The organism is Clostridium arbusti SL206, assembly GCF_000246895.1.
Classification (GTDB): domain Bacteria; phylum Bacillota; class Clostridia; order Clostridiales; family Clostridiaceae; genus Clostridium_I; species Clostridium_I arbusti.
The window spans coordinates 1-16,507 of record NZ_BAEV01000003.1; the positions used below are offsets into that span (position 1 = coordinate 1).

Below are 16,507 nucleotides of genomic sequence, written 5' to 3' on the forward strand. Positions count from 1 at the left end.
ACACGTAGTATACCTATGGTGGAACAAACTATTAAATCTTGAAACCTCAATAGATGCCACTAATTTAATAGAAAATTTACTTACTTATGTTAGTAAGTATCTTCTAAATAAAACTAATAAATACTCTATAATTGCTGAACAAATTAAAAAATATATTAAAAAAGATTATTTAAATAGTATAAGCATAAATAGTATTGCGGATAATCTTAGTTATACTCCAAATTATATAAGCTATGTTTTTAAACAAAATTTTGGACAAAATATTTCTGACTATATTATGGAATTAAAAATATCAAAAGCAAAAGAACTGCTTATGGATATAAACAATAAAATATATAACATATCTGAAATCCTAGGTTTCAGTAATACTTCCTATTTTTGCAGTGTATTTAAAAAACATACTTCATTAACTCCTAAAGAATATAGAGCAAAGAATATACTTAAAGATATATAGTTATTATCACCAATTCAGATATAAAAAAATTAGTCTCAGCATACATACTTGAAATACTGAGACTAATTTTTATTCATAATTAATGAATTCTACTTAAAGATATTTTATATTTCTATTAAACCTATATTACTAGCATTAATTCTTTGAACCAGTACTTGCTATTCCCTGTATAAATTGTTTCTGGAATATTATAAATAATATAAGCATTGGCCATATAGCTATCATTGAACCAGCCATTAGCTGAGGAAAGTTTGTTGAATATTGACCTTGAAGCGATGCAAGACCTGATGCTAAAGGCATCTTATCTATTGATGTATTTACTATTAAAGGCCACATTAAGTCTTTCCAAGAAAATAATGCAGTAAATATTCCAATTGCAACTAAACCTGACTTTGTTAATGGCAACATTATTTTATAAAATATCTGCCATCTGCTGCATCCATCTAGTACTGCTGCTTCTTCTAATTCAACGGGGATCCCTATAAAAAACTGTCTTAGTAGGAATGTACCAAAAGCACTTACAACTCCAGGTACTACCAATGCTCCTACAGAGTTTAATAAACCGAGTTTTGAAACTATAAGATACTGTGGAATAATGAATATTTGTCCTGGAATCATCATCTGTATAAGTATTATCATAAAGAAAATATTCTTTCCCGGAAACTCTATTCTGGCAAAGGCATAAGCTGCCATAGCACTAAAAAAAACTGAGAATATAATTCTAAAAAGCATCATAAGGAACGTATTTGCATAAAAAGCTGCAAAAGGCAACTGATGCCAAACATCACTATAGTTACTGACGTTAAAAATTTTAGGAATAAGTGTAGGTGGAATCTGTGTTGATTCCGTAAGAGTTTTCAATGAAGTTATTAACATCCATAAAAATGGAAGTAGCATTGCAAAAGCTCCTATTATTAATACAATGTGAACAATAATATTTGATTTTGAGTTATTATTTCCCATAGTTTACACCTCCATAAGATTAATCATAGTGAACCCATTTTTTCTGCAATTTAAGTTGTAATACAGTTACTACCAATATTATTGCCAATAAAAGTGTTACTATAGTTGAACCATATCCTTTGTCATTCATAACAAAAGAATATTTATAGAAAAGATATACCAGCGATTGTGTAGATTGTAATGCTGCATTTGTTCTGTCAACCATCATGAATATCAAATCGAATATCTGAAGTCCTCCGATTATAGATGTAACAACTACAAAGAACATAGTTGGTGATACCAGTGGAAATGTAATGCTGAAGAATCTTCTGATTGGACCTGCACCATCTATTTCAGCTGCTTCATAAAAAGTCTTAGGAATCTCCTGTAAACCTGCAAGTAAAATTATCATATTATATCCCAAAACGCTCCATATCCCAACTATAATTATTGATAAAAGAGAGAGTTTAGGATCAGAAAGCCATCTTGGTCCTTGTATACCTACCAGAGATAATAAATAATTAAACAGTCCATATTCTGAGTTGTAAAGCCATTTCCAAACCATAGCTATAGCAGCTGGAGCTGAAACTACCGGTAGAAAATAAATTACACGATATATAGTTTTCCCCTTAATGTTTGCATTTAAAAGTACAGCAATAACTAAAGAAAGAATAACACCAATCGGAACAGAAACTATAGTATATTTAAGTGTATTCAAGGTCGCCTGCCATACTTCAGGATCATCAAATAATTTTTTATAATTGCTTAATCCACTCCACTGCATCTGACTAAAACCATCTACTGTATTGAAGCTCAAAATAATAGTCTGAATCAGTGGCCATATATTTAAAACAATAAGTCCTATTATTGTAGGTGCTATCATGATATAAGCCCATTTATAGTCCTGAAACTTTCTTGAAGTCTGCTTTTTTTCCGAAACTTTGCCCACAGCTTTCATTTTTACTCCTCCTTCTATCATAACTGATAAGTTTATTAGTATTTTAGTTGTAGTAATTGGTGCAAAATACATCAATTACTACATTAATTAATTATTTCTTTTCTGCAGCTAAGAGATCATTCATCTGTTTAGAAATCTGACTAGTTCCTTGATCTACAGAAAGCTGTCCACTAAATACTCTTGTCATTGTTTCATTTTGAATTGGATACCATTTTGCCTTTGATTCTGAATTAGGGAATACAACACCATATTCAAGCATTTCCGGATATACTTTTACATTGAAATTGCTGAAAGCATTTACCCATGAATCTTCTGTACCCTTATAAGCTGGTATTGCTGCACCTTTTTCTCCGTGAATAGTATTGGCTTCTTTACTTCCTAAGTACTCCAAGAACTTCCATGCTTCTTCTGGATGTTTAGTCTTTGCAGAAACAGAATTTGCTAGTCCATTATAGATAGTTGCTCTTACTTTTCCCTTAGGCATAACGGCTACGTTACAATTTTTTGCAACGTAATCATTTGAGTTGAATTCACTTACCATCCATGACCCAAATAACCCCATAGCAGCTTTTCCTGATTCAAAATATTGAGTAAATGTTGTGTCTGCAATTTGCTGTTGAGTTGGAGAAACTTTATATTTCCTACTTAAATCAACATCCCATTGTATAGCTTCTTTTGTTGCTGGTAAATCGAAACCTGATTTTGTTTTATCTGGTGAAAGTATATATCCTTGATTTTGATAAACAAAATTGTAATATCCTTGTTCGTCATCTGCAGGAGCTACAAATCCATATACTCCCTTTGAAGAATCAGTTAATTTCTGTGCAACCTCTAAAAGTTTATTCCAGTCCCAAGTATCATCTGGATAAGCTATGCCCTTTGCATCAAACATAGCTTTGTTATACCATAATCCTATAGTTCCATAATCTTTTGGCATTGCATAATATTTTCCTTTAACAGTATAAGTATCTACAAGACCTTCTGGAAAATTACTCATTGATGCTTCTTTGCTACTCTTTATTTTATCAGTTATATCCATTAACATATTGCCATTTGCATATTTCAGATATTGATTTGAATGCATCCAAAATACATCTGGCATTGTTCCACTAGAAGCCCCTGCATCTAATTTTGTCCAATACTGATCCCATGGTGTTACCTCTACTTTTACAGTAATATTAGGATTTTTCTTGTGGAAGGCATCTGCTATAGCCTGCATTCCTGCTTGCTGATTTTTATCCCAAATTGAATAAGTAAGCGTTACATTTCCTCCTGAAGAACTACTAGATCCTCCACAGCCTGCAAAAACAGACATCGTTATTACAAGACCCAGTGCAATAGCAGCAATCTTTTTAAATTTTTTTCTCATTTTAAATCCCCTCTCTTATTCAAAATTAATTTAAAATTATAGATATCTTTTACTTAATACTTTTATGAACCCCCTCATAAATTCTAATCATTTAGTGCGTAATTAAAGTAAAGTATAAACATGTTTTACTTATATTTTACTTATGTTTACGTTTACATTATATCAGAAAACGTTTTCCAATTACATATTAAATTTCTACTATTAATTATAACTTTCTACGAAAAATCTGTATGCGTATATATACTAATCCCCTTCATATCAAGTTCTAGTGTAAATAATTCTCTAATAATTAAATATTTTTTCAGTTCATATACAAGTTGCAATATGGGAGGTAAAGCTTTACTAAATGTATATATATAATAAATGTATTTAGTATTATAATTTCTCTCTCAGATTTAGTTATATTTACTAAACATATATGTATAATAAATATTATAATTAATAACTTTTCAATTTTACTTTAAATCATATAGCAAATATGTTAAAATTACTATAAAAAACCTTTTCTTACATTAAATTAGAGTAATACAATTTATATGTTCAAATTTAATCATTATCTACTTGTTGTCAACAATTACACATGAATAGATTTAGGCAATTAAAAATTGAAATTTTATCTCAGTTAATTCTAGTAAAATTTCAGTAATTATCTTTGCTGAAAGCTATATATAGCTTTACTGTTAATTCACCTTACTTAAGATTAAAATATTATTAATGATAAATTATTAAAGGGGCATTGCACTATGATTTACGAAAATACTTTTAAAAACATGAATTCAATTACATTAGAAAATGATGAATTGAAAGTAATTGTTATTCCAGATTTAGGAGGTAAACTTATTTCTCTTTATAATAAATTAACCAAATTTGAATTGTTATTTCAAAATAAAAAAAGTGAATACAAAAAACCAGAATTAAATTCTGATTTTGCTTCTTTTGATGCATCAGGTTTTGATGATGCTTTTCCAACTATAGACTCCTCTAAAGTACAATACCAAGGTAAAGAAGTTTTATATCCAGATCACGGTGAAATATGGAGTTCTTCTTTTGATTATAGATTTATAGATGAATACCTTGAATTAACCTTTTCAAGCTCTATTCTACCCTACACTTATAAAAAACTAATTCACCTTGAAAATAATGTTGTTAAAATAAAATATAACATAGTGAACACAGGTAACTCACCCTTCCCTTGCATTTGGGCCATGCATTGCTTAGTGAATTGCAGTGAAGATGTTGAATTATCATTTCCTAAAGATACAACTGAAATTATAAATGTTCATGAAAGTAGTATACTAGGCAAAAAAAACTCAATACACAAATATCCTGTAACTAAAACTTTAGCTAATAAAGATTATAAATTGAATAGAATTGGTAGTAGTTCTTTAAACAAAACTGAAAAATATTATGTAAACGGTATAATTAACGAAGGTGAGTGTTCTATATATTATCCTAGTAACTCTTCACTCTTTACCATAAATTTTGATAAAAACAAACTGCCCTATCTTGGTTTTTGGGTTACTGAAGGCGGTTTTAGAGGTGATTACAATTGTGCTCTTGAACCTACAAATGGCTTTTATGATGATATAGATACTGCCAAAAGTAACAATAACTTATATTATTTAAAACCAAAAGAGCCACTTAATTTTGAAATTTCACTGGAGTTAAAAAAAGTAGATGAATGAATGAAATATACAAAGTTAGCCCTTATTTAATACATCTTCCACATATTTTTTAAATTCATCATAATATATTATTGTATTATATTATGGTGAATTCATTTTTGTAAATTTGTCTTTTTACAACAAAAAAGCAAAAGCAACCCCTTATGTATTAAGATTTTGCTCTTATTTAATTAATTCCACATAACTGCTATTCTATTAAATACCCAATTTTCTAAAATCACAGATCTAAGATCCAATTCTCTCAAAATGACTTTCTCTATAAGCTTTTGGTGATATTCCCATGGCTTTTTTAAATATTTTTGAAAACCCCAGAGGATCATTATACCCTACAGAACGGGATATATCACTTATTGTAAGTGTAGAATTCTTCATGAGTTCACAAGCCTTGTTCATCCTAAACTGTATCAAATATTGTTGTGGCGAAATTCCTATATTCTCTTTGAAAAAATTACTAAAATAATTTTTATTAAGTCCTATATTTTTTGCCATTTCAGGTACAGTTATATTCCTTGAAAAGTTAGTCTCAATAAAATCCAAAGTTTTTTTAATATATAATTCCTTATAATTGCTATCTATAATTCTGCTGTCAGGAGATTTTTCAATTAATTCAGATAGAAAAATTGACAACAGTCCCTGCAACCTCAATTCTTTTCCATTCTTTAAAACTGATGCTTTTCTCATACCCTCAAAACAATTTTTAACTAAGTCTTCTTCTTCACATTGAAATATTGGATTATCTTCATCTAAATTAGCTAATTTAAGATAATTTTTAGCCTTAATTCCCTTAAAACCAACCCAAGTATATACCCACGGTTCATTTTTATCAGCTTCATAATAAGTGATAGTGTCTGGACATATGAGAAATCCTTGATTTCTTTCTAATCTATATTCTTTATCCTTAACACGAAAAGTACCTTTTCCCTCTAATATAAAATGTATTAAATAATGATCTCTTACTGCCGGGCCAAAAAAATAGGAAGGCTTACATTTTTCCATACCACATTGATACACTATAAGATCAAATCCTTCTTTATTAACTGTTGAAAAGAATGTTATTTCTCTTTTAAATTCCATATAAAAGTCTCCTGTCAATAGAATAAATAAAATTTATATCTTAGATTATACCATATTTATCTTATATTTATCCATTTCATTTATTTATAATAAATTTATAATTATTAGTATAGCAAACGTTTTCTTTTATTTGAATTTAATTATGAACTGAGTAATCCAAATAATTATTCAGTTACATATCATATGGAGGTATTATAAATTATGAGTATTGTTTATGATGAAAATACAAGATCATTTCACCTTAAGGCTGGAAACAGCAGTTATATACTACAAATACATGATGAAAATTATTTAGCTCATCTTTACTGGGGAAGAAAGCTAAAAAAATTTAATACTGAATTGCTATCACTTAAACGAAGAGGATCTTTTTCACCAAATCCTGATCCTAATAATGAATTACTATCACTTGACACATTACCTCAGGAATATCCCTCTTATGGAACTAGTGATTTCAGAGTACCTGCATATTCAGTTCAGCTGGAAAATGGCTCTACTATAACTGATTTAAGATATGATTCTCATAAAATTATAAAAGGCAAGCCAAAGCTTGAGAACCTACCTGCTACCTATGTAGAAAATGATGATGAAGCTGATACTTTAGAAATAGTATTATATGATTCATTAATAGGTCTCAAAGCAATTTTATCTTATACAGCTTATGAAAAATATGATGCTATTACAAGAAATGTACGTTTTATAAATAGCGGTAATACAAAATTAAAGTTACTCAGTGCTTTAAGTACAAGTGTTGATTTTGACAATTGTACTTATGATTTTATGCATCTTCATGGATCTTGGGCAAGAGAAAGACAAATTGAAAGAACTCCTCTTATAAATGGTAATCAATCTGTTGAAAGCAGACGTGGTGCAAGTAGTCATCAACATAACCCATTTATTGCACTTCTAAGTAAGGATGCTACAGAAGAGCATGGTGATGTATATGGTTTCAATTTAGTTTATAGCGGAAATTTTATAGCTCAGGCAGAAGTTGATCAATATAAAACTACCAGAGTATCTATTGGTATAAATCCTTTCGACTTCTCTTGGGTTTTAGAACCTAATGAGACTTTCCAAACTCCAGAAACTGTAATGGTTTATTCCTCAAATGGTATAGGTGAAATGTCCAGAACTTATCATAAACTCTATCGTAGTAGATTATGTAGAGGAAATTTCAGAGATACGACAAGACCTGTTCTTGTTAACAATTGGGAAGCAACTTACTTTGACTTCAATGCAGAAAAAATAGAAAACATTGCTAGCGTTGCTAAAGAACTTGGTATTGAGCTCTTTGTACTGGATGATGGTTGGTTTGGAAAAAGAGACAACGATGATTGTTCCCTAGGAGATTGGATAGCTGATTCAAAAAAACTTCCTGAAGGTTTAGATGATTTAGCAAATAGGATAAATAAATTAGATTTAAAGTTCGGCTTGTGGTTTGAACCTGAAATGGTATCTCCTGACAGTGATTTATATAGGTCTCACCCAGATTGGTGTCTTCATGTACCAGACCGAAGACGTACACAGGCAAGACAACAGCTTATATTAGATCTTTCAAGAGAAGATGTGTGTGAATACATTATAAGATCAGTATCAGACATTTTAAGTACTGTTAATGTAGAATATGTTAAATGGGATATGAACAGAAATATGACAGAAATCGGTTCAGAGTATTTACCTCCTGAAAGACAAAGAGAAACAGCTCACAGATATATCCTTGGACTTTATAAAATTTACGAAAAGCTCACTACAAATTTTCCAAATATACTTTTTGAAGGCTGCTCTGGCGGCGGCGGCCGTTTTGATGCAGGCATACTCTATTATATGCCTCAGATTTGGACTAGTGATGATACAGATGCAGTAGAGAGATTAAAAATTCAGTATGGTACAAGTATAGTTTATCCTATCAGTACTATGGGCTCTCACGTTTCAGCAGTTCCAAATCATCAGGTTCATAGAAACACTCCTCTGAAAATGAGGGGAGATGTAGCTATGTCTGGCAACTTTGGATACGAACTTGATCTTACAAAATTTTCTGAGGAAGAAAAGGAAATTGTAAAAAATCAAGTTGAAGAATATAAATCTCTTAGAGAACTAATCCAATTTGGTGATATGTATAGACTTATAAGTCCTTTTGAAAATGATGAGGCTGCTTGGATGGTTGTTTCAGAGGACAAAACACAAGCTTTCGTTGCATATTTTAGAGTATTAGGGACTCCAAATGAACCTATAAGTAAAATATATTTTAGAGGTTTAGATCCTAATAAAGATTACTCCATTGAAGGAAAAGAAGGTGTTTTTTCTGGAGATGAATTAATGTATGCAGGACTTACTATTCCAGATTTAGAAGGTGACTATCAAAGTATTACTTGGGTATTAAAGAGCACTATTTAATTATAAAAAGACATATAGATTTAATTTACAAAATCTATATGTCTTTTTATTGTCTGGATAACTAATAAGAACTTTAGCGACATCAAAAATACCATCACTTTTCAAGTAATAAAACACAAAAATAGAAATACCCCTAATATGCTCCATCAAACAGCATATCAGGGATATTTCTATTTTCTAGCTACCATTCTGCTATAGTGCCATCATAATTTTTCCACTTAGGATTTGTCCATACTAATCCTTCTAAAGCAATCTTTTCTACAAATTCTTCATCAATTTCTAGTCCAAGTCCTGGCTTTTTAGGTATGTCTACATAGCCATCCTTGTATTGAAATATTTCTTTATTTTTTACGAAATCTAGCAAGTCAAAACCTTTATTGTAGTGTATTCCAAGACTCTGCTCCTGTATAAATACATTAGGAGTACATACATCCATTTGTAGTGTTGCTGCAAGTGCTATTGGTCCATAAGGTGCATGTGGTGCTACTGCTATGTCAAAGGCTTCTGCCATAGCTGCTATCTTCCTTGCCTCAAGTATCCCCCCTGTTAATGCTAAATCGGGCTGAATAATATCTATGACTCCATTCTTGAGAATATTTTTAAATTCCCATCTTGTACATAATCTTTCACCTGTAGCTAAAGGAGTTGACGTATATTTTGCTACTTCTGCAAAAGCCTCCTCATTTTCTGGCAGTACAACTTCTTCAAGAAACATAAGTTTATATGGGTCTAATTCCTTTGCTAAAACCTTTGCCATTGGCTTGTGTACTCTTCCATGAAAATCTACGCCTATGTTAAGATCATAACCTACTTCTTCCCTTATGGATGCAACTCTATCCACTACTGCCTGCACCTTTTTAAAGGAATCTATATAATGTAATTCTTCTGTGGCATTCATTTTTACAGCCTGAAAGCCTCTATTTTTTCTATCAAGAGCTTCTTTAACAACCTCTGCTGGTCTGTCTCCACCTATCCATGAATATACCATTAATCTATCTCTTGCTGCTCCCCCTAGGAATTCATATACAGGCATATTGTAAAATTTACCCTTTATATCCCATAGTGCCATTTCTATTCCTGATATTACAGTCATATTAATTGGCCCGCCTCTAAAGAAAGAACGGTACAATTCCTGCCATAATCTCTCTATCTCAAAAGGATTCTTACCTATAAGATATTCTCCCATTTCTTTAGCTCCAGCTACTACTGTTTCTGTTTTAGTTCCTGAAATCAATTCTCCCCATCCATCAATTCCCTCATCTGTACTTATCTTTATAAATATCCATCTTGGTTTTATTTTGTATACTTTTACTCCTGTTACTTTCATATATATATCCCTCCAGAACTATTATCAATTTAGATACAGCCTATTCTAAAACCGGACTTTTCTCTTCACTTTGTAACACTTTTTGTGCATCTTTTTTCTTCTTGATTACCTCAATATAAAACCATATAGCTACAAATGCTGCAATGAAAATAGGTACTGTTATTACTACATTTCCCGTAAACACTTCAAATACTATAAAACTTACTGTTAAACTTGTTGCTGCAAAAGAAGATATGAGCGCACCACCTGCCATAGATAAATCTATACCTGTAGACTTTGCAAGTTCTGTCATTACTGGCGCAGTCTTAGTTCCTGCTAATAATATTGCACCTGTACATGCTAAGCCCATAATAATATTCTTTATTAAATTACCTCTGGTTAGGGCTACTACCAAAGCTACTCTAAATGGAACTACAGCTAAATCTGCAAAGGGTAGTACTCTGTTACCTGGCAAAACTACTGCTAACGCTATAGTTAGTGGTATTACTATAAGAGATGTAGTTATAACTTCTGTATTTCCAACTACTACAGCTGCATCTAAACCTATTAGGAATTTTCTTCCTTTGAATTTTTCTTTAGTAAATTTCTTTGCTGCTTCAGAGATTGGCATTAAGCCTTCCATAAATAAAGAAGTCATCTTAGGAATAAGCACCATTACCGCTGCCATATTAACAGCTATACCAAGTATTTTAGTTATGTCATACTTTGCAAGTGCGCCTATAACGCCTCCTAGGATAAGTCCCATAATCATTGGTTCTCCAAAGAAACCTAAATACTTTTTAGCATCTTTTATATCAAATTTAACCTTATTTATTCCTGGAATTCTATCTAAAAGCATATTTAATGGTACTGCTATAACTAATGAAGATAAAGCCGATACCGTTGGTAGAGATACTCCCGGAAGTCCAAAGTAATCCTTTACAAGATGTTCCGTCCAATCTGACATTTTAAATGTAATTACTGCCATTGCTACAGTTGCTGACACACCTAGAACAACATTCTTTGTAACAAAATAAGTCATTATTCCAACTATGGCCATATGATGGTAATTCCATATATCAACATCTAATGTATTTGTTTTCTTGAGTATGAGTAAGACTATATTGCTAAGTAATATAACAAATATTAAAATAGCAATTATTGGTGAAGACCAGGTCACTGCTGCTATGGCGCCCCATCCTACATCTAATACATCCAGTTTTATTCCAAAGTTCTTTACCATATCCTGCGCTGCTGGTCCAAGGTTTGTTGCAAGAAGATTTATTACAAGCTTAATTCCTGCGAAACCTATTCCTACTATTAAACCAGACCTAAATGCTTTTGCTGGTTTTACTCTAAATATAAGTCCTATAACAAATATGATCAATGGAAGCATGACAGTAGGCCCTGCATCCAGTAGAACATTAAATACTTTTAATATCATTTATAAACCCCCCCATACTATGAATGTATCTTATTTTAGTGCATTCACAATTTCATCAATGGTTTCTTCTTCTCCAACTCCCGTTAATAACGATATTGCTCCTATTACTGGAACGTTTACAGCCTCACCCTCAAATTTTCCTGTAGTTACTAATAAATCATAATCTGAAACCTTTGATTCTACTTCTAAAAGTTTACACTGAGTTACTGCTATATCTACATGTTGATCTTCACAAGCCTCTTTAATTTTAGTTGCCACCACTGTTGATGTTGCTATTCCATTTCCACATGCTACTAATACTCTTTTCATTTTAAAATCCCCCTTATATTTTTTCATTAATTTTTACTAATTTAATAATATTTCTTATTTTAAAGTTTTATTGCTGAGATTAAAATATTTCTTATTAATTAATTTGCCATAAGATATGGAGTCAATTCATTAATAATTTCTTCATCTGAAGAAGCCTTTACAATTTGTTTTAGTAAATCTGGATTCTGTATAAGTTTAACTATTCTCTGAAGCATTTCAATATGACCATGAGGTTCGCTTAGTGCAAGCATAATTATAATACTTACATTTAGACTTTTATCTGGATCATCCATAGCTCTAAATTTCACTGGATTCTTTAATACTCCCACAGCTAAGCTTGCCTTATTTACTAATTTATGGTCTGCATGAGGTATTGCTATTTTCACATCTACAGAAGGTAGCGCCGTTGGATACTCCTTTTCTCTGTCTAAAATGGCCTTCTCATATCCTTTTTTCACATAACCCTTTTCCAAGAGCTTTGTAGCCAAAAACTTTAAAGCTTCTATATTATCGTTAAACTCTAAATTTTTGAATACTAAATCCTTTGAAAAGTAAACTTCACCACTCATTTTCACACCTTCTAACCTATCTTTTTTTCAAATTCTTTTAAAGATTCTATCAAACCTTCTATATTTTCATTTAATACATCATCTTTATTAAATACACCAGAACCTATTCCTAAAAAATCTGCTCCCTTACTGAAAAATTCCTTTGAATTATCCTTATTAATACCACCCACAGCCATTAGAGGTAATTCCCCTAGTGGTGCTTTAACATCCTTAAAAAATCTACTTCCACATTCTACTGCTGGAAATACCTTAACTATATCTGCCCCATCTTCAAAAGATTTATATATTTCTGTTGGACTCATAGCCCCAGGCACTGTTATTACTGAGTTTTCCTTACAAAGATCTATTATTTCCTTAGATAATAGAACTGGTGAAAGAATAAATTCAGCTCCTGCATTAATTGCTTTTTTTGCATTTTCTAAAGTAGTAACAGTACCAGCTCCTATATGAATTTTATCTCCATATTTTTTATGAAAATCATGAATCATATCTATGGAACCTTCAGTATTCATTGTAATCTCAACTGAATTTATATTACTTTTCAGCAATGCTTTAATAACTGTTTCTGCCTGAGTGTAAGTACATCCTCTTAAGATAATAGTGACTCTTGGAAAGTTTTTTATATTCATTTATTTCACCTCCTTGATTACACTATTATATAGAGCAACTATGATGCCAACTATCTGGTCAATATTGTGGTTTTAAATAAAATATCCATTATTTCTTTTTTATCTTTAGCCGATCTTATTTTTAAAAGTGCCTCATTACTTGATATTATCCTATATAATTGTTCAAAGTAATCCTTTGAATCTTCTTTTAACGCAATCATAAAAATTAAATCCACATTATTTACACCATCCCAATTTATAGGTTTGGCTAATTTAGTAACTGCTATGGTTGGTTTTGTAACAAATTTACTATCACCATGTGGAATGGCTATTCCACCCTTTAAATACGTGGCTCCCAATGCCTCTCTCTTGTATAAACTCAATAAAAAACCATCTTCTACATAATCGGCCTCAACTAACCTCTTAGTCATATTATCTAATAGTTCATCCTTATATTTGTAATCTTCCTGTGGGAAAATAAAATCAGTTGGTATTATATTTGATAGCTTATTTTTTAATATATTTTCCTTATTAATTAACTTTTTTAGAGTACCTAAAGCTGTACCCGTTACTACATTTTCTACAGATATAAAAGGTATACCCTTAATTTCTGGATTTATAGTACCAACTATAGCTAAAATCTCTTTATTTTTATGTATCCTATCTATGATTGAATTAACATTCTCACCATTCATATATCCTAAAGGTATTATTTCAATATCTTTAACACTATCCTCCAAATAATTTTGAATATACTCTTTTACCTTTTCAGCCGAACCTTCCCCTGTTATGCATAAGGTTATTATTGCTTTAGCTTTATTAGTGTCATCTATACTACAGCCCCTACTAATATAATTTTTATTATCTATTTCATCAGCTATACTATCCAGTGTATCTTCAGGTAACAGAGCTCTTCTTACACACTCCAGTACCATCAAAGTATCAACTCTGCCTATTACTCTAGTTGGGATTCCTGTTTTTGCAGTTATTATATCTCCAAAGGTTGTTAGAGAACCCATGTCCACTAATAAAATACACCCCTTGCCCTCATCAACCTTTTTCACAAGTTTTATAGTTTTTTCAAGCATTATATTTGGCGAATCACTGAGTTCCATTTCTAGACCAACAGCATGTTTCACGCCTAATAACCTATTGGCAACCTCCGCCATGCCAGAAGCTACTCTTCCATGAGACAATACTATTATTCCCACTCTACCTTCTTCAATCTTATTTTTATGTTGAAAATGTTTTAGATAGAGGGCAATAAAGGCTATTTCATCTTCTGGAAAATTTATATTAAATTTTTGCTCTACTAATTCAGCGATTTTCTTAGAAACTCTATACTCCTTTTTATACTCTTTTTTAACCATATCTAAATTTGGATTAACTATATTATGTCTGTTTAACAATCTATCATGAGCTGATTTTAGATGAATTGCCAGAGGATATATTACCTTTCTCTGAATTTCAGGTATATTTTCTTTAATTAAACTATAAATATCTTCTATTACCTCCAGTATATCTTCACCAATAATATCAACTAACTCTCTTATATTTGTAGAAGATAAATTTACTGCTGTAGCAAATCTCATGAGTTCATCTTCTACCTGACTGCCTATTATCTTATTAATATCTCTATCACTATGGCCCTCATTTTTTAATTTCTTATAGCTTTCTTCAATAAATAAGTAAATATTATCTGTATTTACATCATTGTATAAATCCTTACGCAATACCTCTATCCCCTTTGAGGAAACTATTATATCCTCATAAGTATATTTCTCTAGTTCATCATCCTTTATATTAGAACTCAATACCTGTTCTTTAACATAATCCGGTACATCCTTAAAGATAACTCTTACATTTTCTTTATTATTAAGAGTTGAATTCAAGAATCCTTTTGCACAGCATACCTGAATATCACTTTTCAGCTGACCTATATTACCAGGACAATCATGTATCATAAAGGATTTTATAACGTCTCTTGACACAAATATATCCTTACCTAACCTTACACTTTCATTTAGAAAGAAATTTTTTATTATTTCAAATCTCTCCTTATAAGATCTATCATTAATAGAAGGTATTTGAATTATCATAGGTATCCTTCTTCTAAAGGTCAAAAGTAAAGAGCCTTCTGGACTTTCAGTAGTTGCTGCAATAATCATTAATTTACTTTCTCTAGTAAGCTCCGTTTCTCCTAGTCTTCTGAATTTACCCCTATCTATTAAGTAAAAAAGTATTTCCTGACCTTCAGAAGGTAGTCTATGAATTTCATCTAGGAATAATATGCCGCCGTCACAAAGTTCTACCATTCCCTTTTTACCATCTCCGGCACCAGTAAAGGCACCTTTTGCATGTCCAAATAACTGCGATAATAATAATTGAGGATTATCTGCATAATCAGCACAGTTAAATACCATAAAAGGTGCATTAGTAGAAAAGTTTTTGGTAGTCTTTGCAAAATTATACATCACCTCAGCCATATAGCTTTTCCCAACTCCTGATGGACCAAGTAGTAATGTATGAAGTCCATTTGGAGGATATAAAATTGCCGCCTTAGCTTGATTTATCTGAAGCTTTAAACTACCATCATTTCCTATAATAGAATTAAATGGGTCATACTCTTTTTCTGTAGTTCCTTTCTCATAGATAACGTTTTCTTTAAGTTCAACTTTATTAGTTTCAACCATATTAATATCACTATCTTCTAAAAGTTTAGCAGCTTCTTTTTTTATTTCAACTGCTGTGTATCTTGATAATTTGTATCCTATATCATTTAAACCTCTTGTAAATGCTCTATCTGATATATTTCTATCTTTTTTTATAATTTCTAATGCATCTTTTAATATTATTTCTTTCCTTCTCTGTCTGGAATCTGGAATTCTATTAAGTTTTCTACATTGAGTTACTATCTCTCTAGATATCCCCACCTGTTTTGCTATTTCTTCATCAGTATATGGATTTCTCTTATCTTCCGAGTCTATTATTTTTTTAATTTTAGCATCCAAATTTATCACCTTCATGCTTTATTTAAAATTAGATTCCTTTAAACATTAACTTAATACCACTATAAAGCATATAATAATTTCTTTTAATAATGCAAGAAATATAAAAATATTTTTATGTGAAAATTTTTACAGATAAATGTAATTATATCAATACGTGAAATAATTCCTTATAAAATTTAGATTTAGGCATATGAAAATAAATAGTAAGTCAAAGATGCGACGTATATTTTCAATCCTACAAGGAAATAGGTTCTTCAGATAGTGAGCTATCTGAAGGTTCTGTTGACGTAGTGGGATTCAAAATAGACTAGCATACTGACTAGTTATTTATTTGAATGTGCCTTATATTAACTTTCAATATCATAAAGAGAGCTGTCTCCAATAATA

The 16,507-nt window shown here is 30.9% G+C and carries 13 protein-coding genes; 3 read left to right on the forward strand and 10 right to left on the reverse strand.

From position 1 onward, the window contains the following. Nucleotides 1-454 (forward strand): helix-turn-helix transcriptional regulator (locus tag RH99_RS01015; RefSeq protein ID WP_010233183.1); only part of this gene is annotated, 454 nt, incomplete at its 5' end. 135 nt (nt 455-589) lie between these two features. On the opposite strand, the gene RH99_RS01020 is transcribed toward RH99_RS01015, so the two are convergent. The 3 genes from RH99_RS01020 to RH99_RS01030 all read right to left on the reverse strand — a co-directional run bounded on the left by RH99_RS01020 (nt 590) and on the right by RH99_RS01030 (nt 3,723). Continuing rightward, complete coding sequence (locus RH99_RS01020) at nt 590-1,417, reverse strand: carbohydrate ABC transporter permease (RefSeq protein WP_010233185.1); 828 nt, start codon at nt 1,415-1,417, stop codon at nt 590-592. Nucleotides 1,418-1,436: 19 nt separating this feature from the next. Further along, nucleotides 1,437-2,354 carry a carbohydrate ABC transporter permease gene (locus tag RH99_RS01025; protein ID WP_010233187.1) on the reverse strand — a complete coding sequence of 306 codons (918 nt, stop codon included), beginning with the start codon at nt 2,352-2,354 and terminating at the stop codon, nt 1,437-1,439. 91 nt (nt 2,355-2,445) lie between these two features. Continuing rightward, nucleotides 2,446-3,723, reverse strand: a complete 1,278-nt coding sequence (locus RH99_RS01030; protein WP_010233189.1) for an ABC transporter substrate-binding protein — start codon at nt 3,721-3,723, stop codon at nt 2,446-2,448. Nucleotides 3,724-4,466: 743 nt separating this feature from the next. Between RH99_RS01030 and RH99_RS01035 the strand changes: the two genes are divergently transcribed. Further along, nucleotides 4,467-5,408: a DUF5107 domain-containing protein gene (locus RH99_RS01035; RefSeq protein ID WP_010233192.1), complete on the forward strand. Its 942-nt coding sequence runs from the start codon at nt 4,467-4,469 to the stop codon at nt 5,406-5,408. Nucleotides 5,409-5,633: 225 nt separating this feature from the next. Here the strand turns inward: RH99_RS01035 and RH99_RS01040 are convergent, their stop codons facing one another. Beyond that, on the reverse strand, nt 5,634-6,482 hold the full coding sequence (locus tag RH99_RS01040) for an AraC family transcriptional regulator (RefSeq protein ID WP_010233195.1): 849 nt from the start codon (nt 6,480-6,482) through the stop codon (nt 5,634-5,636). 201 nt (nt 6,483-6,683) lie between these two features. Between RH99_RS01040 and RH99_RS01045 the strand changes: the two genes are divergently transcribed. Further along, on the forward strand, nt 6,684-8,873 hold the full coding sequence (locus RH99_RS01045; RefSeq protein WP_010233201.1) for an alpha-galactosidase: 2,190 nt from the start codon (nt 6,684-6,686) through the stop codon (nt 8,871-8,873). A gap of 181 nt (nt 8,874-9,054) precedes the next feature. On the opposite strand, the gene dgoD is transcribed toward RH99_RS01045, so the two are convergent. From dgoD to RH99_RS01075, 6 genes are all read right to left on the reverse strand, one after another. Next, nucleotides 9,055-10,200, reverse strand: a complete 1,146-nt coding sequence (gene dgoD, locus RH99_RS01050) for a galactonate dehydratase (protein WP_010233203.1) — start codon at nt 10,198-10,200, stop codon at nt 9,055-9,057. 40 nt (nt 10,201-10,240) lie between these two features. Beyond that, nucleotides 10,241-11,623, reverse strand: coding sequence for a PTS galactitol transporter subunit IIC (locus tag RH99_RS01055; protein WP_010233205.1), 1,383 nt, complete (start codon nt 11,621-11,623; stop codon nt 10,241-10,243). Between the two features lie 30 nt (nt 11,624-11,653). Beyond that, nucleotides 11,654-11,932, reverse strand: a complete 279-nt coding sequence (locus RH99_RS01060) for a PTS sugar transporter subunit IIB (protein ID WP_010233208.1) — start codon at nt 11,930-11,932, stop codon at nt 11,654-11,656. A gap of 98 nt (nt 11,933-12,030) precedes the next feature. Continuing rightward, nucleotides 12,031-12,501 (reverse strand): PTS sugar transporter subunit IIA, encoded by a 471-nt coding sequence (locus RH99_RS01065; protein WP_010233210.1) that lies wholly within the window; start codon nt 12,499-12,501, stop codon nt 12,031-12,033. 11 nt (nt 12,502-12,512) lie between these two features. Beyond that, nucleotides 12,513-13,130, reverse strand: a complete 618-nt coding sequence (locus tag RH99_RS01070) for a bifunctional 4-hydroxy-2-oxoglutarate aldolase/2-dehydro-3-deoxy-phosphogluconate aldolase (RefSeq protein ID WP_010233212.1) — start codon at nt 13,128-13,130, stop codon at nt 12,513-12,515. Nucleotides 13,131-13,180: 50 nt separating this feature from the next. Further along, a complete protein-coding gene (locus RH99_RS01075) occupies nt 13,181-16,135 on the reverse strand; it encodes a sigma 54-interacting transcriptional regulator (RefSeq protein WP_035776112.1) in 2,955 nt (984 codons plus the stop codon). Nucleotides 16,136-16,507 lie beyond the last annotated feature (372 nt).

Excerpts from the sequence above, each read along its gene's own strand:
- RH99_RS01045 (WP_010233201.1), top strand. The coding sequence starts at position 6,684 with ATGAGTATTGTTTATGATGAAAATACAAGATCATTTCACCTTAAGGCT.
- RH99_RS01065 (WP_010233210.1), bottom strand. The coding sequence starts at position 12,501 with ATGAGTGGTGAAGTTTACTTTTCAAAGGATTTAGTATTCAAAAATTTA.
- RH99_RS01070 (WP_010233212.1), bottom strand. The coding sequence starts at position 13,130 with ATGAATATAAAAAACTTTCCAAGAGTCACTATTATCTTAAGAGGATGT.
- RH99_RS01025 (WP_010233187.1), bottom strand. The coding sequence starts at position 2,354 with ATGAAAGCTGTGGGCAAAGTTTCGGAAAAAAAGCAGACTTCAAGAAAG.
- RH99_RS01040 (WP_010233195.1), bottom strand. The coding sequence starts at position 6,482 with ATGGAATTTAAAAGAGAAATAACATTCTTTTCAACAGTTAATAAAGAA.
- dgoD (WP_010233203.1), bottom strand. The coding sequence starts at position 10,200 with ATGAAAGTAACAGGAGTAAAAGTATACAAAATAAAACCAAGATGGATA.
- RH99_RS01060 (WP_010233208.1), bottom strand. The coding sequence starts at position 11,932 with ATGAAAAGAGTATTAGTAGCATGTGGAAATGGAATAGCAACATCAACA.
- RH99_RS01030 (WP_010233189.1), bottom strand. The coding sequence starts at position 3,723 with ATGAGAAAAAAATTTAAAAAGATTGCTGCTATTGCACTGGGTCTTGTA.
- RH99_RS01020 (WP_010233185.1), bottom strand. The coding sequence starts at position 1,417 with ATGGGAAATAATAACTCAAAATCAAATATTATTGTTCACATTGTATTA.
- RH99_RS01055 (WP_010233205.1), bottom strand. The coding sequence starts at position 11,623 with ATGATATTAAAAGTATTTAATGTTCTACTGGATGCAGGGCCTACTGTC.
- RH99_RS01075 (WP_035776112.1), bottom strand. The coding sequence starts at position 16,135 with ATGAAGGTGATAAATTTGGATGCTAAAATTAAAAAAATAATAGACTCG.
- RH99_RS01035 (WP_010233192.1), top strand. The coding sequence starts at position 4,467 with ATGATTTACGAAAATACTTTTAAAAACATGAATTCAATTACATTAGAA.